This is a genomic window from Pseudomonas cichorii (genome assembly GCF_019719005.1).
Taxonomy (GTDB): Bacteria; Pseudomonadota; Gammaproteobacteria; order Pseudomonadales; family Pseudomonadaceae; genus Aquipseudomonas; species Aquipseudomonas cichorii_E.
Window position 1 is genome coordinate 134,936 of record NZ_JAIGPJ010000008.1, and the last position, 18,811, is coordinate 153,746.

The 18,811-nt window shown below is 58.0% G+C and carries 15 protein-coding genes; 6 read left to right on the forward strand and 9 right to left on the reverse strand.

Features of this window, described 5'->3' with window-relative positions; genetic code table 11:
* Nucleotides 1–34 precede the first annotated feature (34 nt).
* Genes K5D32_RS09005 through K5D32_RS09015 form a run of 3 tightly spaced genes read left to right on the forward strand, consistent with a single transcriptional unit; the run spans nt 35 to nt 5,790 of the window.
* A complete protein-coding gene (locus tag K5D32_RS09005; protein ID WP_221576162.1) occupies nt 35–1,195 on the forward strand; it encodes an efflux RND transporter periplasmic adaptor subunit in 1,161 nt (386 codons plus the stop codon).
* A 3-nt stretch (nt 1,196–1,198) separates the two neighbouring features.
* Nucleotides 1,199–4,333 carry an efflux RND transporter permease subunit gene (locus K5D32_RS09010; RefSeq protein WP_221576163.1) on the forward strand — a complete coding sequence of 1,045 codons (3,135 nt, stop codon included), beginning with the start codon at nt 1,199–1,201 and terminating at the stop codon, nt 4,331–4,333.
* A complete protein-coding gene (locus tag K5D32_RS09015) occupies nt 4,330–5,790 on the forward strand; it encodes an AdeC/AdeK/OprM family multidrug efflux complex outer membrane factor (protein ID WP_221576164.1) in 1,461 nt (486 codons plus the stop codon). Before K5D32_RS09010 ends, K5D32_RS09015 begins: the two co-directional genes overlap by 4 nt.
* Before the next feature lie 58 nt (nt 5,791–5,848).
* On the opposite strand, the gene K5D32_RS09020 is transcribed toward K5D32_RS09015, so the two are convergent.
* From K5D32_RS09020 to pcaR, 5 genes are all read right to left on the reverse strand, one after another.
* Nucleotides 5,849–7,153, reverse strand: coding sequence for an MFS family transporter (locus tag K5D32_RS09020; protein WP_221576165.1), 1,305 nt, complete (start codon nt 7,151–7,153; stop codon nt 5,849–5,851).
* 85 nt (nt 7,154–7,238) lie between these two features.
* Nucleotides 7,239–8,450 (reverse strand): 3-oxoadipyl-CoA thiolase, encoded by a 1,212-nt coding sequence (gene pcaF / locus K5D32_RS09025; RefSeq protein ID WP_221599949.1) that lies wholly within the window; start codon nt 8,448–8,450, stop codon nt 7,239–7,241.
* The gene (locus K5D32_RS09030) at nt 8,447–9,226 is read right to left on the reverse strand and encodes a CoA-transferase subunit beta (protein WP_232924482.1); all 780 of its coding nucleotides are present in this window, start codon (nt 9,224–9,226) and stop codon (nt 8,447–8,449) included. The genes pcaF and K5D32_RS09030 overlap by 4 nt, the downstream gene beginning before the upstream one ends.
* The gene (locus K5D32_RS09035; protein WP_221576167.1) at nt 9,226–10,083 is read right to left on the reverse strand and encodes a CoA transferase subunit A; all 858 of its coding nucleotides are present in this window, start codon (nt 10,081–10,083) and stop codon (nt 9,226–9,228) included. The genes K5D32_RS09030 and K5D32_RS09035 overlap by 1 nt, the downstream gene beginning before the upstream one ends.
* A gap of 151 nt (nt 10,084–10,234) precedes the next feature.
* The gene (pcaR, locus tag K5D32_RS09040; RefSeq protein ID WP_221576168.1) at nt 10,235–11,077 is read right to left on the reverse strand and encodes an IclR family transcriptional regulator; all 843 of its coding nucleotides are present in this window, start codon (nt 11,075–11,077) and stop codon (nt 10,235–10,237) included.
* Nucleotides 11,078–11,873: 796 nt separating this feature from the next.
* On the opposite strand from pcaR, the gene K5D32_RS09045 reads away from it, so the two are divergent.
* Both K5D32_RS09045 and K5D32_RS09050 read left to right on the forward strand, forming a co-directional pair.
* On the forward strand, nt 11,874–12,071 hold the full coding sequence (locus K5D32_RS09045; protein ID WP_025261633.1) for a hypothetical protein: 198 nt from the start codon (nt 11,874–11,876) through the stop codon (nt 12,069–12,071).
* Nucleotides 12,072–12,281: 210 nt separating this feature from the next.
* Nucleotides 12,282–13,754, forward strand: coding sequence for an inorganic phosphate transporter (locus K5D32_RS09050; RefSeq protein WP_216703940.1), 1,473 nt, complete (start codon nt 12,282–12,284; stop codon nt 13,752–13,754).
* A 42-nt stretch (nt 13,755–13,796) separates the two neighbouring features.
* On the opposite strand, the gene K5D32_RS09055 is transcribed toward K5D32_RS09050, so the two are convergent.
* The 3 genes from K5D32_RS09055 to purU form a co-directional block, all read right to left on the reverse strand.
* Nucleotides 13,797–15,275 (reverse strand): helicase HerA-like domain-containing protein, encoded by a 1,479-nt coding sequence (locus K5D32_RS09055; RefSeq protein WP_221599951.1) that lies wholly within the window; start codon nt 15,273–15,275, stop codon nt 13,797–13,799.
* Between the two features lie 111 nt (nt 15,276–15,386).
* Complete coding sequence (locus K5D32_RS09060) at nt 15,387–15,563, reverse strand: hypothetical protein (RefSeq protein ID WP_221576170.1); 177 nt, start codon at nt 15,561–15,563, stop codon at nt 15,387–15,389.
* Between the two features lie 71 nt (nt 15,564–15,634).
* Nucleotides 15,635–16,486 (reverse strand): formyltetrahydrofolate deformylase, encoded by an 852-nt coding sequence (purU, locus tag K5D32_RS09065; protein ID WP_025261636.1) that lies wholly within the window; start codon nt 16,484–16,486, stop codon nt 15,635–15,637.
* A 347-nt stretch (nt 16,487–16,833) separates the two neighbouring features.
* On the opposite strand from purU, the gene mvaT reads away from it, so the two are divergent.
* Nucleotides 16,834–17,211, forward strand: a complete 378-nt coding sequence (gene mvaT, locus K5D32_RS09070; RefSeq protein ID WP_025261637.1) for a histone-like nucleoid-structuring protein MvaT — start codon at nt 16,834–16,836, stop codon at nt 17,209–17,211.
* Between the two features lie 79 nt (nt 17,212–17,290).
* Here the strand turns inward: mvaT and sbcB are convergent, their stop codons facing one another.
* On the reverse strand, nt 17,291–18,727 hold the full coding sequence (gene sbcB / locus K5D32_RS09075; RefSeq protein ID WP_221576171.1) for an exodeoxyribonuclease I: 1,437 nt from the start codon (nt 18,725–18,727) through the stop codon (nt 17,291–17,293).
* Between the last annotated feature and the right edge of the window lie 84 nt (nt 18,728–18,811).

An 18,811-nucleotide genomic window follows, 5' to 3' on the forward strand; every position in this document is an offset into this window, starting at 1 on the left:
CTTGCGTAAACAGGCTCCTGCCCCGAGGATCTTCATGCAATTCAAGCCAGCTGTTACCGTTCTGGTCACTGCCGTCGCCCTGGCAACACTGCTCAGTGGCTGTAGTAAGAAGGAAGAGGCGGCGCCGCCGGCTCAGATCCCTCAGGTCGGTGTCGTCACCCTCAAAGCCCAGCCTTATGCACTGACCACAGAGCTTCCTGGCCGGACCACCGCCTTCCGTGTGGCCGAAGTACGCCCACAGGTCAACGGCATCATCCTCAAGCGCCTGTTTACTGAAGGTGGCGATGTCAAAGCCGGTCAGCAGCTGTATCAGATCGACCCGGCGCTTTATGAAGCAACCGCCACCAGCGCCCAGGCAACCTTGCAGTCGGCCAAATCCCTGGCTGATCGCTACAAGCAACTGGTCAGCGAACAAGCGGTGAGCCGTCAGGAATACGACACGGCCTTAGCCTCCAGCCAGGAAGCCCAGGCTGCCCTGCAGACCGCCCAGATCAACCTGCGCTACACCAAGGTGCTGGCGCCGATCTCCGGTCGCATCGGTCGTTCCGCAGTTACCGAAGGTGCGCTGGTCAGCAGTGCCCAGACCGAAGCCATGGCTACCATCCAGCAACTCGACCCGATCTACGTCGACGTGGTGCAGTCATCGGCCAACATGCTCAAACTGCGGAACGACCTCGAGAGCGGCAAATTGCAGAAGGCAGGCGACAACGCCGCCAAGGTCAAGCTGACTCTGGAAGACTCCAGCGCTTACCCACTGGAAGGCAAACTGGAGTTCTCGGAAGTCTCGGTTGATCAGGGTACAGGCTCCGTGACCCTGCGCGCTGTCTTCCCGAACCCCGATCATCGTCTGCTGCCAGGCATGTTCGTTCACGCCCAGTTGCAAGCCGGTATCAGTGCCCAGGCCATCCTCGCGCCACAACAGGGTGTGACCCGCGACCAGAAAGGCACTCCGACTGCCCTGATCGTGAACAAGGACAACAAGGTCGAGCTGCGTACCCTGGTTGCCAACCGCACCGTAGGTAGCGAGTGGCTGATCGAAGAAGGCCTGAACGCCGGTGATCGTGTCATCACCGAAGGCCTGCAGTACGTAAAACCGGGCGCGGAAGTGAAAGTCGCAGAAGCAACCAACGTCAAAGGAGCTAACCCGGCGCCTGCCCCGGCCACTGAAAAAGCCGCAGGCAGCAAAGGGGAGTAACCCATGTCGAAATTTTTTATCGATCGCCCGATTTTCGCCTGGGTAATCGCCCTGGTGATCATGCTGATCGGCTCCCTGTCGATCCTCAGCCTGCCGATCAACCAGTACCCAAGCATCGCACCGCCAGCCATCGCGATTCAGGTGACCTACCCGGGCGCTTCTGCACAGACCGTGCAGGACACCGTGGTGCAGGTCATCGAGCAGCAGCTCAACGGTATCGACAACCTGCGCTATGTCAGCTCGGAAAGTAACTCCGACGGCAGCATGACCATCACTGCGACCTTCAATCAGGGTACCAACCCGGATACGGCGCAGGTTCAGGTGCAGAACAAGCTGAACCTGGCCACACCGTTGCTGCCTCAGGAAGTACAGCAACAAGGCATCCGTGTAACCAAGGCAGTGAGAAACTTCCTGATGGTTATCGGCCTGGTGTCCGAAGATGGCAGCATGGGCAAGGAAGACCTGGCCAACTACATCGTGTCGAACATGCAGGACCCGATTTCCCGGACATCCGGCGTGGGTGACTTCCAGGTCTTCGGTGCCCAGTACTCCATGCGTATCTGGCTTGACCCGGCCAAGCTGAACAACTTCCAGTTGACCCCGGTCGATGTCAGCAACGCGATCACTGCCCAGAACGTTCAGGTGTCTTCCGGTCAACTGGGTGGCCTGCCCGCCATCAGCGGCCAGCAACTTAACGCAACCATCATCGGCAAGACCCGTCTGCAGACCGCAGAACAGTTCGGCAATATTTTGCTGAAGGTCAACGCCGATGGCTCTCAAGTGCGCGTCAAGGATGTCGCCACCGTGGGCCTGGGCGCAGAAAACTACAGCGTCGACTCCCAGTTCGACGGCAAACCCGCTTCCGGCCTGGCGATCAAGCTGGCACCCGGCGCCAACGCTCTGGACACTGCCAAGGCCATCCGCAAAACCGTGTCATCGCTTGAGCCGTTCTTTCCGCCTGGCATGAAAGTCGTCTACCCGTATGACACCACCCCAGTGGTCAGCGAGTCGATTTCCGGGGTGGTTCATACTCTGGGCGAAGCGATTGTCCTGGTGTTCCTGGTGATGTACCTGTTCCTGCAGAACTTCCGTGCCACGGTCATCACCACATTGACTGTTCCGGTGGTATTGCTGGGTACTTTCGGCATCCTCGCGGCCTTCGGCTTCACCATCAACACCCTGACCATGTTCGGCATGATCCTGGCCATCGGCCTGTTGGTGGACGACGCCATTGTCGTGGTGGAAAACGTCGAACGAGTCATGGCAGAAGAGAAACTGTCCCCCAGACAGGCAACCATCAAGTCCATGGAGCAGATCCAGGGTGCATTGGTGGGTATCGCACTGGTTCTGTCGGCGGTTCTGTTGCCAATGGCGTTCTTCGGTGGTTCAACCGGGGTGATCTACAAACAGTTCTCGATCACCATCGTATCGGCGATGGCGCTTTCGGTGGTGGTGGCCCTGATCTTCACCCCTGCCCTTTGCGCCACGATGCTCAAGCCCATCGATCACGAGAAGCATGGCCAACCCAAGCGCGGGTTCTTCGGCTGGTTCAACCGCACCTTCGACCGCAGCGTAGAAAGCTACGAGCGCGGCGTGGGCAATATGCTCAAGCATAAATTCCCGGCGTACCTGGGCTATGTCCTGATCTGCGTTGGCATGATCTGGATGTTCACCCGTATTCCGGCTGCGTTCCTGCCAGAAGAAGATCAGGGCGTACTCTTCGCCCAGATCCAGACGCCGGCCGGTTCGTCGTCGGAGCGTACACAGCAAGTCATCGACAATATGCGCGATTACCTGCTGACCAAGGAAAGCGGCGCCGTCAAATCGGTGTTCTCGGTCAACGGCTTCAACTTCGCCGGTCGCGGCCAGAGCTCTGCGATTGCGTTCGTGATGCTCAAGCCATGGGATGAACGTTCGGCTGAAAACAGCGTTTTCGAGCTGGCCAAGCGTGCCCAGGCACACTTCTTCAGCTTCCGCGATGCCATGGTGTTCGCCGTAGTCCCTCCATCGGTTCTGGAACTGGGTAACGCCACCGGTTTCGACGTTTACCTGCAAGACCAGGGTGGTGTGGGCCATGAAAAACTCATGGAAGCACGTAACCAGTTCCTGGGCATGGCGTCCCAGAGCAAGGTTCTGGCAGGCGTACGTCCCAACGGTCTGAACGATGAACCGCAGTACCAGTTGATCATTGATGACGAACGGGCCAGCGCCCTTGGGATCACGCTGTCGGACATCAACAACACCCTGTCCATTGCCCTGGGTGGTCGCTACGTCAACGACTTCATCGATCGTGGTCGCGTGAAGAAGGTGTACCTGCAAGGCGACTCGGGCGCCCGGATGACTCCGGAAGACCTGAACAAATGGTACGTGCGCAACAGCGCGGGCGAGATGGTGCCGTTCTCGGCATTCGCCAGCGGCAAGTGGGTCTACGGCTCGCCTAAACTGTCGCGCTACAACGGCGTGGCGGCAGAGGAAGTTCTCGGTACACCGGCTCCGGGCTACAGTACCGGCGAGGCCATGGCCGAAGTAGAAGCACTGGCGAAGAAACTGCCACCAGGCATCGGCATCTCCTGGACAGGCCTGTCCTACGAGGAACGTCTGTCCGGGTCGCAGGCACCTGCGCTGTATGCACTTTCCCTGCTGGTGGTCTTCCTCTGTCTGGCGGCATTGTATGAAAGCTGGTCGATTCCGATCGCGGTCATGCTGGTGGTTCCACTGGGCGTCATCGGTGCGTTGATCGCAACCAGCATGCGCGGCCTGTCGAACGACGTGTTCTTCCAGGTAGGGTTGCTGGTGACAATCGGTCTGGCGGCGAAAAACGCCATCCTCATCGTGGAGTTCGCCAAAGAACTCCACGAGCAGGGGAAAACCCTGACGGACGCTGCAATTGAGGCTTGCCGGATGCGCCTGCGTCCGATCATCATGACCTCCATGGCCTTCATCCTGGGTGTTGTCCCACTGACAATCTCCACGGGCGCAGGCTCGGGCAGCCAACACTCGATTGGTACAGGCGTCATTGGCGGTATGATCACCGCCGTCGTCCTGGCCATCTTCTGGGTGCCACTGTTTTTCGTATCGATATCGGCGCTCTTCAAGAGCAAGCAGAAACCTATCTCTCACGATGAGGCTGGCCAATGAGCAAGTCCCTGATTTCTCTGGCAGTTACCGCGTTCATTCTCAGCGGCTGCTCCTTGATTCCTGACTACAAGCAACCGGAATCACCGGTTGCAGCGCAGTACCCGCAAGGTCCTGCGTACCTGCCAGCCGAGAACGCCGAAAGAGCGGCCGCCGAGCAAGGCTGGCGTCAGTTCTTCCGTGACCCGGCACTGCAACAGCTGATCCAGACGGCACTGGTCAACAACCGTGACCTGCGGGTCGCGGCACTGAACATCGACGCTTACCGTGCGCAGTACCGCATCCAGCGTTCCGACCTGTTCCCGGCCGTATCGGCCAATGCCACAGGCTCACGCCAGCGGGTGCCAGCCAACATGTCCACCAGTGGCGAAGCCGGCATCACCAGCTCCTACTCGGCCAACCTGGGTATCAGCTCCTATGAGCTGGACCTGTTCGGTCGGGTTCGCAGCCTCAGCGATCAGGCCTTGCAGACTTACTTCGCCAGCGAAGAAGCACGCCGCAGCACCCAGATCAGTCTGGTGGCCAACGTCGCCAACGCTTACCTGACCTGGCAGGCCGACAAGGAACTGCTCAAGCTGACGCAGGAAACCCTCAAGACCTACGAGGAAAGCTATCGCCTGACTTCGCGCAGCAATGAAGTGGGCGTTGCTTCGGCACTGGACCTGAGCCAGTCGCGTACCTCGGTTGAAAGTGCCAAGGCCAGACTGGCCCAGTACCAACGACTGGTCGCACAGGATCAGAACAACCTGACCCTGCTGCTGGGCTCTGCCCTGCCTGACAACCTTCCAGAAGCGCAGCCGCTGTCTGCCGACCTGCTGACCGAAATGCCGGTTGGTCTTCCGTCCGACCTGCTGCAACGCCGCCCGGATATCCTGCAGGCCGAACATAACCTGATGGCAGCCAATGCCAACATCGGAGCAGCACGCGCAGCGTTCTTCCCGAGCATCAGCCTGACGGCCAATGCCGGTACGGCCAGCCCGGATCTGTCTGGTTTGTTCAAGGGCGGCTCGGGCACCTGGTTGTTCCAGCCAAGCATCAACCTGCCGATCTTCAACGCCGGTAACCTGCGTGCCAGCCTGGACTACTCCAAGATCCAGAAGGAAATCAACGTCGCCAACTACGAGAAGGCGATTCAGACCGCATTCCAGGAAGTCTCCGACGGCCTGGCCTCGCGCAAGACCTATAACGAGCAGCTCCAGGCGCAGCGTGATTTCGTCACTGCCAACCAGGACTACTACCGTCTTGCCGAGCGTCGCTATCGCATCGGGATCGACAGCAACCTGACGTTCCTCGACGCACAGCGCTCGCTGTTCAGCGCGCAACAGACGCTGATCACTGATCGCCTGTCCCAGCTCACCAGCGAGGTCAACCTGTACAAGGCCCTCGGTGGCGGCTGGTACGAGCAGACCAGCAGTGCGCAACCGATTGCCAAAGAGAAACCGTCAGTCCAGCTGTTCTGATCGGCCTTCACAAAAAAACCACCGTAACAGGTGGTTTTTTTGTGCCCGCAAAACGCGATCAGTGATCGTGATGCAGATACGCTGGCTGCTTCGGCAAGCGCAGGCTGAACAGGAAAGCCACCACCATCATGGCGGTCACATACCAATAGAAGGTGTTTTCCATACCGTTGCTCTTCAGGCTCAAGGCAACGTACTCAGCCGAACCGCCAAACACAGCGTTGGCGACCGCATAAGCCAGCCCGACACCCAGCGCCCGCACCTGTGGCGGGAACATCTCGGCTTTTACCAGACCGCTGATGGACGTGTAGAAACTGACAACCGCCAGCGCCAGGGTAATCAGCACGAAGGCAAAGAACGGGCTGGTGTTGCTTTTCAACGTCATCAGAATAGGCACGGTACAGATTGCACCCAGAGCGCCAAACCACAACATCGAGTTACGCCGCCCGATCCTGTCAGCCAGCATGCCGAAGAACGGCTGCATGCACATGTACAGAAACAGCGCACCGGTCATGATGTAACTGGCGGTCTTGGGCTCCATGCCGCCGGTATTGACCAGGTACTTCTGCATGTAAGTGGTGAAGGTGTAGAAAATCAGCGAGCCACCGGCGGTGTATCCCAATACCGTAATGAATGCTGCCTTGTGATGTTTGAACAGCGCCGCAATGCTGCCGGCGTCCTTGTCCTGGCGACTTTCGGCCGTGGTGGTTTCATTGAGGGTGCGGCGCAGCAGCAAGGCAATCACTGCGGCACAGGCACCGATCACGAACGGGATACGCCAGCCGTAATCGCGTAGCTCTTCAGTGGTGAGAAATTGCTGCAGGATCACCACTGTCAGTACCGCCAGCAACTGGCCGCCAATCAGGGTCACGTACTGGAAAGATGCATAGAAACCACGCTTGCCGCGCAGGGCGACCTCGCTCATGTAAGTGGCCGTGGTGCCGTACTCACCGCCCACCGACAACCCTTGCAGCAGACGCGCCATCAACAACAGAGCCGGAGCCCAGGCGCCAATCGACGCATAGGTCGGCAAACAGGCAATGATCAGCGAACCGGCACACATCATGGTGACCGAGATAAGCATCGAATTCTTGCGGCCATGCTTGTCAGCCACACGTCCGAACAGCCAACCGCCGATCGGACGCATCAAGAACCCGGCTGCGAATACCCCGGCGGTATTGAGCAACTGAACTGTCGGATCATCGGAAGGAAAAAACGCAGGAGCGAAATAAATGGCGCAGAAGGCGTAGATATAGAAGTCGAACCACTCGACGAGATTGCCGGAAGAGGCGCCCACGATGGCGAAGATGCGCTTGCTGCGCTCTTCGCCGGTGTAAGGGGTGTGAGTTGTATTTGTCGTTGTCATTGTTCCCATCCTGGTCAGGCGACTTAGAAACAATCTGTAACACTCAAGCTCGACAAGTACAACCTTCCTCTCGCGAATGAATTCGCTACGCGGGTTGTACTTCGATTGCCAATGCCAATCCCTGCCCGACTCCCACGCACATGGTCGCCAGCCCTTTGTGACCGCCGGTTTTTTCCAGATGATGCAAGGCCGTCAACACCAACCGTGCGCCGCTCATGCCCAAGGGATGACCCAAAGCAATCGCGCCACCGTTGGGGTTGACCTGAGGCGCATCGTCGGCGAGCCCCAGCTCACGCAATACCGCAAGCCCCTGGCTGGCGAAGGCTTCGTTGAGTTCGATGACATCGAAATCGGACACCGCCAACCCCAGCCGCTCGACCAGTTTGCGCACCGCCGGGACCGGGCCAATGCCCATCACTCGCGGCGCAACACCGGCGCTGGCCATTCCCAGAATCCGTGCCCGAGGGGTCAGGCCGTGCTTCTTGACCGCTTCGGCCGAAGCCAGGATCAAAGCTGCCGCGCCGTCGTTGACGCCCGACGCATTGCCAGCGGTAACGGTCTTTTCAGGACCATTGACCGGTTTGAGTTTGCCCAGGGTTTCCAGGCTGGTATCGGCGCGTGGGTGTTCATCCTTGTCGATAACGATTTCACCCTTCTTGTGAGCGACCCGCACCGGCACGATCTCTTCCTCGAAAAAACCCGCAGCCTGGGCAGCGGCAGTGCGCTGCTGGCTGCGCAGGGCGAAAGCGTCCTGATCGGCTCGAGAAATCCTGAAGTCATCCGCCACGTTGTCGGCGGTTTCAGGCATGGAGTCGACGCCGTACGCCGTCTTCATGGCCGGGTTGACGAAGCGCCAGCCGATGGTGGTGTCTTCCAGCTTCATGCTGCGCGAGAAAGCGGCATCGGCCTTGCCCATGACAAACGGCGCACGGGACATCGACTCGACACCACCGGCAATCGCCAGCTCCATTTCGCCTGCTGCAATGGCCCGGAAGGCAGTGCCGATAGCGTCCATGCCCGAAGCACACAGGCGATTGAGGGTTACGCCGGGAATGCTCGGCGGCAGGCCGGCCAGCAGAGCGGCCATGCGAGCAACGTTGCGGTTGTCCTCACCGGCCTGGTTGGCGCAGCCGAGGAATACTTCGTCCACTTCGTCCCAGTTGACCGACGGATTGCGCTCCATCAGGGCCTTGATCGGCACCGCCGCCAGGTCGTCGGCACGAACCGAAGACAGGCCGCCGCCAAAACGCCCGATGGGGGTACGGATTGCATCGCAGATAAAGACGTCACGCATCATGCTTCTCCTGCAACCTGACCGTGAGCCGCCGCCGTCCGTGCTTCCAGCTCACGCAGGGCGTTGAGTTCCACATCAGTGGGCTCTTCGGAGTAAACGACCTGCTCGGCAAAACGGATTTCCCAGCCAGTGGCCGCAATGACCTGTTCACGGGTCACGCCCGGATGCAGAGCGGTCACGACAAACTCGTTGGTACCGGCTTCCGGCTCCATGATGCACAGGTCCGTGATGATCCCCACAGGCCCGGCGCCGGGCAGGCCGAGACGCTTACGCGAGTCGCCGCCTTCGCCGTGACCGACCGAGGTCACGAAGTCGAGTTTGTTGACGAACGAACGGGCCGACTGCTTGAGAATGATCAGCACCGACTTGGCAGAACCGGCGATTTCCGGCGCGCCACCGGCACCCGGCAAACGGACTTTCGGGTTGTGGTAATCGCCCACCACCGTGGTGTTGATATTGCCGAAACGGTCGACCTGGGCTGCGCCCAGAAAGCCCACATCCACACGTCCGCCTTGCAGCCAGTAGCGGAAGATTTCGCTGGTCGCGACCACGGTGTCGGCAGTTTCAGCCAGCTCACCGTCACCAATGGACAGCGGCAGTACCGTGGGTTTGGCACCGATCGGACCCGATTCGTAGATGAGAACCACATCCGGCGAAGAGGTCAGGCGCGCCAGGTTCGCCGCCTTGGAAGGCAGGCCGATGCCGACGAAGCAGACCGCGCCATTGCGCAAGCGACGAGCGGCGGCGATGGTCATCATTTCACTGGTGGTGTAAGTCATTATTTTGCCTCCGCAGCGCTGACCAACTTGCTCTGGAACTCACTGAAATCCGCTGTGCCATGAATGTATTCGGCAATCCACGCGCTGAAGGTTTCGCGGTCCCGGGCAATCGGGTCCCAGGCCTGATAGAAAGGATTGTCCCGCTCGTAGTAACCATGGGCGTAGGACGGATGCGCACCGCCGGGCACCAGACAGACCGCGCTCAAGGCCCAGGTCGGCAAGACGCAGGAGTTCATCGGCGCCTTGAGGTCGTCGACGATTTCCTCGACCGTCACGATGCAGCGTTTGGCAGCCAGTGCCGCTTCTTTTTGTGCGCCGAGAATCCCCCACAGCAGCACGTTGCCCTTGCGGTCGGCTTTCTGGGCATGAATCACCGTGACATCCGGGCGTACCGAGGGCACGGCAGCCAGCACTTCACCGGTAAACGGGCAGGTTACGGTCTTGATCAGCGGGTTGACCTTGGGCAGGTCGGAGCCGGCATAAGCGCGCAGCACCGCGAACGGCAACCCCGAGGCACCGGCTACATAGGCGTTGGCCAGATCGGCATGGCTGTGCTCTTCGATTTCAATGGAATGGGGCCACTGTTTTTCGACGGCGTCCCGCAAGCGATGCAGAGAACCCACCCCCGGATTGCCGCCCCACGAAAAAATCAGCCGTTTCGCACAACCGGCACCGATCAATTGGTCGTAGATCAGATCCGGCGTCATGCGCACCAGCGTCAGGTCCTTTTTGCCCTGACGAATGATTTCATGGCCTGCTGCCGTGGGGATCAGATGCGTGAAGCCTTCCAGTGCAACGGTATCGCCATCGTTGACCAGTTGCTTCACTGCATCGCGTAGAGAAAGAATTTCAGCCATGAGGTGCTCCCGAACCCAACATCACGTTCAATGACCGGCGCGAAGAGCGCCGCAATGAAAATGAGGTTATGCCTGAGCACGAGCGCAAACAATCCGATAATCGACTAAGCGTTCGATAATCGAACGCATTAAAAAGTGGCTGCTCCGCCCGTCAGGTAAACAGCTGTGTGCTCAGATCCCGACTCGCATCGAGCATGATCGGCAGGAATCGCTGCTCCAGTTCGCTGCGGGCCACGCGCCCGGCACTGGTACTGACATTCAGCGCGGCCAATACCTGACCCGATGCGTCATAGACAGGCACGGCAATCGAGCGCAGCCCCTGCTCCAGTTCCTGATCGACGATGCACCAGCCTTGCTGACGAACCAGTTGCAGGCACTCCAGCAGCGCTTCGGTGCTACGGATGGTACGGCTGGTCTTGGGCTGCAAATCCACATGATCCAGATATTCACGCAGCGACACATCGTCCAGTGCCGCCAGCAGGATACGCCCCATGGACGTGCAATAGGCCGGCAGCCGACCACCGACCGAAAGGTCGACGGAGATAAGCCGCTGAGTGGTCGCCGAGCGGGCAATATAAAGAATGTCGTCGCCTTCGAGGGTCGCCATGTTGCAGGCCTCGTGCAACATATCGCTCATGCGGTCCAGATAAGGCTGCGAAGAAACCGCCAGCGGCGTCGAAGACAGATAAGCGTGCCCCAGAGTAAGAACCTTGGGTAATAACGAATAGGTTCGACCGTCCGTCGTCGCGTAACCCAGTTTGATCAGAGTGTGCAGGCAACGACGAACGGCCGCCCGGGGAATTTCCGTGCGGTGGCTGATCTGGGCAATAGTCAGGTGTCGCTTACGCTCCTGGAAGGCATGAATCACGGCCAGGCCACGCGCCAGCGAGGTCATGAAATCGGGGTCGCCTGTCAGCGCCTGGATACGCTTTGCAGGCGAAGCCACGATGGGCGGTGCCAGCGATGCAAAAGAATTACGCAGTTCATCATTCATTGCCAACACCTCTGTAACAGCTCTCAGGCCTTGTAAACCGCTGGCTTCAGCCCTTTTTCAGGACGTTTTGAGAAACCCGGCTTGTGCGATTATCGAACCAATGGCCGATAATCGCAATTGACCCATCGCAAATATACTTATACCTTTACCTCTGCCATGAAGTGGCTTCTTGGAAAATCCTGGTCAGGTACCCACTAAGAAGTCCATGGCAGCGGCCTTGCCCACGAAGCAAGGCCGTTTTCATTAGGGCAATCACAACTGCGACATTCTGACGCACCCTCCGATGATTGCCGATTAATCGCCCTGCCGAATTTCATTTGAATTTTGTCGTCAGTATTCTGTCCATGGATGCCGGACTTTCGATGATGAAAGTTCTGTCATATTCATTACTCACCAAAACTTCGGAAGAGTCTCACAAAAAAAACATTATTCATGAAATCTCCCGGCAACCAGACAACGCCTATAGTTGACGAGACTGTACTTCTTGGAGATAGTATCGATCACTTGATTGGCGATACCTTGCCCTCCTGCGCAATATGCAGTTAGTTTTTCGGTGCAAGGACCAGTCAATGTCAGCCCTAGTGCTTAACCCAAAAAACGAATGTCGCTACGACAGCTGTTTTTTCTGGTGCCCGTAGCCGCGAGCAGCAACGTGTCAAAGGCCTTGTGAAAAAAGCCGGAAGCCCTGCGTGGCAAGACAGCCACGAATGTATTTCGCCGGTCAGCTCACACGAGCGAACACTTTTGCGTGCTCAGCGTTATCACCAGACTCAATTGACTTAGATCAGGTAACTCAGTGACTAAAGATGAACTGCGCGCGGAACTTGAGCGCCAGGAACAACGTTACAAGGATGTCTACGGCGGGGAAGTCACCACCTACGCCGCGCAGCCCGAACCGGAACGCAAGCCCTGGCGTAAAAGAGCCAGTCTGCTGGATCAGGCTTTCAAAGAAGAGCTGCAGAAAATGGAAAAAGGCCTGAAAGAAGAAACATGACAAACTCCAGGGTCTGAACGGCTTCAACCGTTCGTGCAGGCCTTGAGAATGCTGGCAGCAAAGGCGTCACCGTCCCATTTGAGCGATCAACCGGGCGCCCCCGTCATGCCTTTTTTTTGACTTTAAGTGATACCAATCAGCGGCTGGCAAGTCGATCCGTATTTTTTCTGTCATAATCGCGCCCCCTTCAGACCGGGTCAGAAAACCTACATGATCGATTTATTCAGCGGGCTAGATGCTTGGGTGTTAGTGAGCCTGTTGCTCGCCCTGGCATTCGTCCTAACGTTCGAGTTCATCAACGGCTTTCATGACACCGCCAACGCGGTGGCGACAGTCATTTACACCAAGGCAATGCCGCCTCATCTGGCCGTGTTCTTCTCGGGTGTCTTCAACTTCCTCGGCGTCCTGCTGGGCGGTGTCGGCGTGGCCTATGCCATCGTCCACCTGCTTCCGGTGGAAATGCTGATCAACGTCAATACCGGACACGGGCTGGCGATGGTGTTCTCGCTGCTGGCCGCGGCGATCGCCTGGAACCTGGGTACGTGGTACTTCGGTATTCCGGCATCGAGCTCCCATACGCTGATCGGCTCGATCCTGGGTGTGGGCCTGGCCAACGCCCTGATCAACGACATCCCGTTGAGCGATGGCGTCAACTGGCAGAAAGCAATGGATATCGGCGCATCGCTGGTGTTCTCGCCACTGGCCGGCTTCCTGATTGCAGGCCTGGTGCTCGTCGCTCTGAAATGGTGGCGCCCACTGTCCAAGATGCACAAGACGCCTGAACAGCGCCGCAAGATCGACGACAAGAAGCACCCGCCGTTCTGGAACCGTCTGGTGCTGGTCATCTCGGCCATGGCCGTGAGCTTTGTACACGGCTCCAACGATGGCCAGAAAGGCATCGGCCTGATCATGCTGGTGCTGATCGGTATCGTGCCAAGCCAGTTCGTTCTGGACCTCAACAGCACGACCTACCAGATCGAACGTACCCGGGATGCAACCCTGCACCTGAGCCAGTTCTATCAGCGCAACAGCAGCACGCTGGGCGAATACCTGGCCATGGGCAAATCCCTCAAGGGTGACCTGCCGTCCAGCTCCGCCTGTAATCCTGAGCAGACCGAGCCGACGATCGATGCACTGCTCGACACCCTGAAGGGCGTTGCCGATTACCACTCGCTGTCTGCGGAACAACGCATCGAAGTGCGCCGTTACCTGCTGTGCCTGGATGACACTGCACGCAAGGTCGGCAAGCTGCCGCATCTGGGCGCCCGTGAAAAATCCGACCTGGAAAAACTGCGCAAGGACCTGACCGGTACGACCGAATACGCACCGTTCTGGGTAATCCTGGCCGTTGCACTGGCGCTGGGTATCGGCACCATGGTTGGCTGGAAGCGCGTGGTACTGACCATTGGCGAGAAGATCGGCAAGCAGGGCATGACTTACGCCCAAGGCATGTCGGCCCAGATCACCACAGCCTGCGCCATCGGCATGGCCAACATCTTCAGCCTGCCTGTTTCGACCACCCACATTCTGTCGTCGGGTGTTGCCGGAACCATGGTTGCCAACCGCAGCGGCCTGCAAGGCGGCACTGTACGTACGATTCTGCTGGCCTGGGTTCTGACCCTGCCCGCCACTGTCGCACTGTCGGCCTGCCTGTTCTGGCTCGCGTCCAAGGCACTGGCCTGATCCACCTGACAAAGGCGGTGCGCCCGCACCGCCTTTGAGGCCTTACCTGCGCTTCTTGCTGCCCAGCAACGACCCCATCAAACCCCGCACCAGCTCACGCCCCAACTGAGTCGCCGCCTGACGCATGGCATTTTTCACGGCTTGCCCTGCAACGCTGCCCAGAAACTCACTGGCCTTGTCACCAAAACTTTCCGATTCCTGCGCAGGCACATCGGCCTGACTCGTCTCGCTTGCCTTGCGGGTCACGAGCATTTCGTAGGCTGATTCCCGGTCGATGGGCTTGTCATAGCGCCCCGCAAGCGGTGACTGGCTGATCAGGCCTGCGCGCTCGGCATCGCTCAGAGGCCCGATGCGTGACTGAGGAGGAGCAATCAGCACGCGCTGAACCATGGCCGGCGTGCCCTTGTCCTCCAGAGTGCCCACCAGCGCTTCGCCGATCCCAAGTTCAGTCAGCACACTCAACGCATCGAACGCGGGATTGGGCCTGAAACCATCAGCCACCGCCCGCAGCGACTTCTGCTCCTTGGCCGTGAACGCTCGCAGCCCGTGCTGAATGCGCAGCCCCAACTGCGCCAGAATGTCGTCCGGCAAGTCTCCGGGCGATTGAGTGACGAAATACACACCGACGCCCTTGGAGCGAATCAGGCGCACAACCTGCTCAAGTCGTTCCTGCAAAGCCTTGGGCGTATCGGCAAACAACAGATGCGCCTCATCGAAGAACAGGGCCAGCAGCGGCTTGTCCGCATCGCCACGTTCAGGCAATTGCTCAAAGAGCTCTGCCAGCAACCACAGCAGGAAAGTGGCGTAGACCTTGGGCGCTTCGTGTACCAGACGGCTGGCATCCAGCAGATGAATGCGCCCTCGCCCATCGCTGGCGGGCCGCAGAATATCTTCCAGTTGCAAGGCCGGTTCGCCAAACAAGGCTTCTGCGCCCTGCTGCTCAAGGACAGCGAGACGCCGCTGCAAGGCCTGGCTGGACCCGGTGGTCATCAACGCGCCATCTTCGCCCAGCAATTGCGGGTTATCGCGCAAATGGTTGAGCAGCGCCTTGAGGTCCTTGATATCCAGCAACAGAAGACCTTCGCGGTCAGCTACCTTGAAGGCTGCATACAGTGCCGATTGCTGGCTGTCGCTCAATTCAAGCAGGTTACCCAGCAGCAACGGCCCCATTTCACTCAAGGTCGTGCGCAAGGGATGGCCGGACTTGCCGTCGATATCCCATAGCGTGACCGGATAAGCCTGGGGACGATGATTGAGCCAGGGCATGCCGGCAATTCGTTCGGCAATCTTGCCTTGGGGATTGCCCGCAGCGCCGAGGCCACAGAGATCGCCCTTGATGTCGGCGGCGAAAACCGCAACGCCCGCATCGCTGAAGGCTTCAGCCAGACGCTGCAGCGTGACGGTCTTGCCGGTCCCGGTTGCACCGGCCACCAGACCGTGGCGATTGGTCAGGCGTAACGCCTGAAAGACAGGTTGGCCACCAAGGTCGGCCCCCAATGCAATTTCCTGAGAATCGGGCATTTCATCACCTGTTCAATACGACATGCACGGCTGTGGGAAGCCGCTGATCGGCAGCCAGCAGCCCTTGTGGAATGCTTAGTATTGATCAGTTTGCGCCGAACGGCTGAATACTCAAGCGTCGCTGTCGGGCTCGGGAGATTGTTGCTGAAGTTGACGCCACAATCTGGCGGCTTCGGAGAAGTCGGCACCGTTTTCGGGTGTCAGTTCATCGGGGTCGTAACGGCTCAGACAGCCTTCGCCCAGGGTGGGAGGTGCGGTGGAGGTGGCTTTGTCGAGGGGGTCATTCATGGGGTTCGCGAATGAATTCGCTCCTACAGAAGAGGCGTAGGAACGAATTTATTCGCGAATGGCTTAAATGATCAATCAAAAACTACGGTCTTGTTGTCGTGCACCAGCACCCGGTCTTCCAGGTGAGCGCGCAGACCACGGGCCAGGACCATTTTTTCCACGTCACGACCGAAACGCACCATGTTTTCGATGCTGTCGCGATGACTGACGCGCACCACGTCCTGCTCGATGATCGGGCCGGCGTCCAGCTCTTCAGTGACGTAGTGACACGTGGCACCAATCAACTTCACGCCACGCAGCGAAGCCTGATGGTAAGGCTTGGCACCGACGAACGATGGCAGGAAGCTGTGGTGAATGTTGATCACTTGGTGAGCGTATTCGCTGCACAGTTGCGGCGGCAGGATCTGCATGTAACGCGCCAGCACAACGACGTCAGCCTTGTGATGCCCCACCAGACGCGAGACTTCGGCAAATGCCGGCTCCTTGTCCTTGGGGTCAACAGGCACGTGGTAATAAGGGATGTCGTGCCACTCGACCATGCTGCGCAGGTCCTGGTGATTGGAGATCACGCAGGCGATGTCGCAGTCCAGCTCATCGCTGTGCCAGCGGTGCAGCAGGTCGGCCAGGCAATGGGATTCGCGGCTGGCCATCAGTACCACGCGTTTTTTCTGCGCGGAGTCGGTGATGCGCCAGTCCATCGAGAACTCTTCGGCGATAGGTGTAAATGCCTCGCGGAAACCATCGAGGTCAAAAGGCAATGTATCGGCACGGATCTCGTGGCGCATGAAGAACCAGCCACTGAGATTGTCCGAATGGTGGCTCGCTTCGGTAATCCAGCCATTATGGGATGCCAAAAAGTTACTGACTTTGGCAACGATGCCAACACGGTCCGGGCAAGCAATCACCAGACGAAAAGTGCGCATTTAGGGAAACTCCAGAACTTCGCAAAGGCGCTATTCTAGCGACTGTGCGGCAAAACTGCAGTATTCCCTTTGCCCTTGGCCAGAAGAAAAACGGTGTCCCGGGATTGCACCCTGCCATCATCCCGTTTTCAGCGTTCAAGCCTCAAACAAGCCCTCTATTTAGAGGGGGTTTAATAGGGGCATCTTTGGTGATCCCGGACCTCATCGCTAGTTCCATGAATCTGTAGAAGGGGTGCTGTATTCTAAATAATTCAATAAAACTTTTATTTAATGTTTACTTGCTCAATTCCTCTGACTATTATTGCGTGACTGTCCCCTGAAACCCATCACAACATAAGGTCCCCCTCATGTCCCTGATCAACGAATACCGCGCCACAGAAGAAGCAATCAAAGAACTGCAAGCCCGTTTGAAAAATCTGTCGCAAGACGACAAACTGCAAACCGAGCTGGAATTCGAAGGTAAACTGCGCACGCTGATGGGCGAATACCAGAAATCGCTGCGTGACATCATTGCACTTCTGGATCCAGAATCGAAAGTTAAAGCGCCTCGTGGCGGTGCAGTGAAAACTACCGGCACCAAGCGTGCTCGTAAAGTCAAGCAATACAAAAACCCGCACAACGGCGAAGTCATCGAAACCAAAGGTGGCAACCATAAAACTCTGAAAGAGTGGAAAGCCAAGTGGGGCGGTGACGAGGTTGAAAGCTGGGCCACTCTGCTGGGCTAAGCTTCATGGGGCTGCACAACTGCACCCTTTAAAAACGCCAGCTTGCTGGCGTTTTTTATTAGTCCGATTTCCTTCAGCCTTATCCTTTTACGCCCAATCGCTCACTTAAATGTTGTACATAATCCTGCCACTGACTCAACACCTCTAGCTGCTCTGCGGTGGCATTAAGGGACAACTCCACCAGCGCCTTTGTAAAACCTTGTAATGTGTTGGGAGCCCCTGCCTCAGGGCTGCGCAGCCTTGTCTGACAAAAACTGCGCCAGCGGTGTTGCTCTTCGCTATTCAAGGTTTCCGGAAAGTTGCGGGCACGATAACGAAACAGCAACTCGGGCAGACGCCCATCGTCAAAAGGCCACGCATCATGGGCCAGTTGTTCTGGCTCGGCACAGCGCACTTGCTCACAAAGACGACGGTCACGATCACCAATAAAGCCATCATACAATTGCTGCTCGGGATCTTCAGAGGCCGTGAAGTCATCCTTGCCATACAAGGCAGGCAATTTGTTCTGCCAAAGTTCACGGCTCTCGTTCAGCTGTGCCACTCGTGCCTGACAGGCCGCCATATCCAGCTGCAAGCGCTGTTGATCTTCACTGCGCAAGACAGACAGCGGCGCAATCACCGGACAGCGGTTTATATGCAGCAACTTGAGCGGCACCGGCAATTCACCTTCCGCCAGCTCCTCACGACGTGTATATAAACGCCGTTTCAAAACTTCGGCATCTTGATCCAGCAATGGCGAATGATCCAGATGCAGGTCGCACACAATCAGTGCATTGCGATTATGAGGATGCCAGGCCAGGGGTAATATGACGCCCAGATAATTACGAGCCGCCGAGAATCGTCCTGAGATATGTACCAGCGGTTGCATCAGACGAATCTGTTCCTGAACCTTCTGTTTACTGCGCAGCGCGAAGAGATAATCATAAAGCCGCGGTTGTTTATCCCGCACAAGACGCGCCAGGGCAATCGTTGCCCGTACATCCGACAATGCATCGTGGGCATGACCGTGGTCGATACCGTTGGCCGCAGTCAGACGCTCCAGCTTGAGCGTCACCCTTCCCTCTTCCTGCGGCCAGACAATCCCGTCGGGGCGCAGCGCATAGGCCGCCCGCACCACATCGATCAGGTCCCAGCGGCTGTTACCGCCCTGCCATTCCCGGGCATAGGGATCGAAAAAGTTTCGGTAGAGGCTGTAACGAGTCATTTCGTCATCGAAGCGCAACGTGTTATAGCCAGACCCGCATGTCCCGGGCGCTGACAACTCAGCGTGTACCCGCGTCATGAAGTCTGCTTCGCAGAGCCCTTTCTCAGCCAGACGCCCGGGCGTGATCCCCGTAATCATGCACGCGGCAGGATGTGGCAGGATGTCGTCGGCGGGCTGGCAGTACAGGTTTACCGGCGCGGCGATTTCATTGAGGTCGAAGTCGGTACGAATGCCGGCCATCTGCAATGGACGATCATTGCGTGGATTGATACCGGTGGTTTCATAGTCGTACCAGAAAATGCTGGAAGTCACGGGCTGATCCTGAACAAAAGACCAACAAAGTGTAGGTCTTCGGGCATGCCTGTGGCGAATGCCTTGTTGCGCACCACTGCCGTG

Excerpts from the sequence above, each read along its gene's own strand:
- K5D32_RS09050 (WP_216703940.1), top strand. The coding sequence starts at position 12,282 with ATGATCGATTTATTCAGCGGGCTAGATGCTTGGGTGTTAGTGAGCCTG.
- mvaT (WP_025261637.1), top strand. The coding sequence starts at position 16,834 with ATGTCCCTGATCAACGAATACCGCGCCACAGAAGAAGCAATCAAAGAA.
- K5D32_RS09030 (WP_232924482.1), bottom strand. The coding sequence starts at position 9,226 with ATGACTTACACCACCAGTGAAATGATGACCATCGCCGCCGCTCGTCGC.
- K5D32_RS09020 (WP_221576165.1), bottom strand. The coding sequence starts at position 7,153 with ATGACAACGACAAATACAACTCACACCCCTTACACCGGCGAAGAGCGC.
- K5D32_RS09005 (WP_221576162.1), top strand. The coding sequence starts at position 35 with ATGCAATTCAAGCCAGCTGTTACCGTTCTGGTCACTGCCGTCGCCCTG.
- purU (WP_025261636.1), bottom strand. The coding sequence starts at position 16,486 with ATGCGCACTTTTCGTCTGGTGATTGCTTGCCCGGACCGTGTTGGCATC.
- pcaF (WP_221599949.1), bottom strand. The coding sequence starts at position 8,450 with ATGATGCGTGACGTCTTTATCTGCGATGCAATCCGTACCCCCATCGGG.
- pcaR (WP_221576168.1), bottom strand. The coding sequence starts at position 11,077 with ATGAATGATGAACTGCGTAATTCTTTTGCATCGCTGGCACCGCCCATC.
- K5D32_RS09015 (WP_221576164.1), top strand. The coding sequence starts at position 4,330 with ATGAGCAAGTCCCTGATTTCTCTGGCAGTTACCGCGTTCATTCTCAGC.
- K5D32_RS09010 (WP_221576163.1), top strand. The coding sequence starts at position 1,199 with ATGTCGAAATTTTTTATCGATCGCCCGATTTTCGCCTGGGTAATCGCC.
- K5D32_RS09035 (WP_221576167.1), bottom strand. The coding sequence starts at position 10,083 with ATGGCTGAAATTCTTTCTCTACGCGATGCAGTGAAGCAACTGGTCAAC.
- K5D32_RS09060 (WP_221576170.1), bottom strand. The coding sequence starts at position 15,563 with ATGAATGACCCCCTCGACAAAGCCACCTCCACCGCACCTCCCACCCTG.
- K5D32_RS09055 (WP_221599951.1), bottom strand. The coding sequence starts at position 15,275 with ATGCCCGATTCTCAGGAAATTGCATTGGGGGCCGACCTTGGTGGCCAA.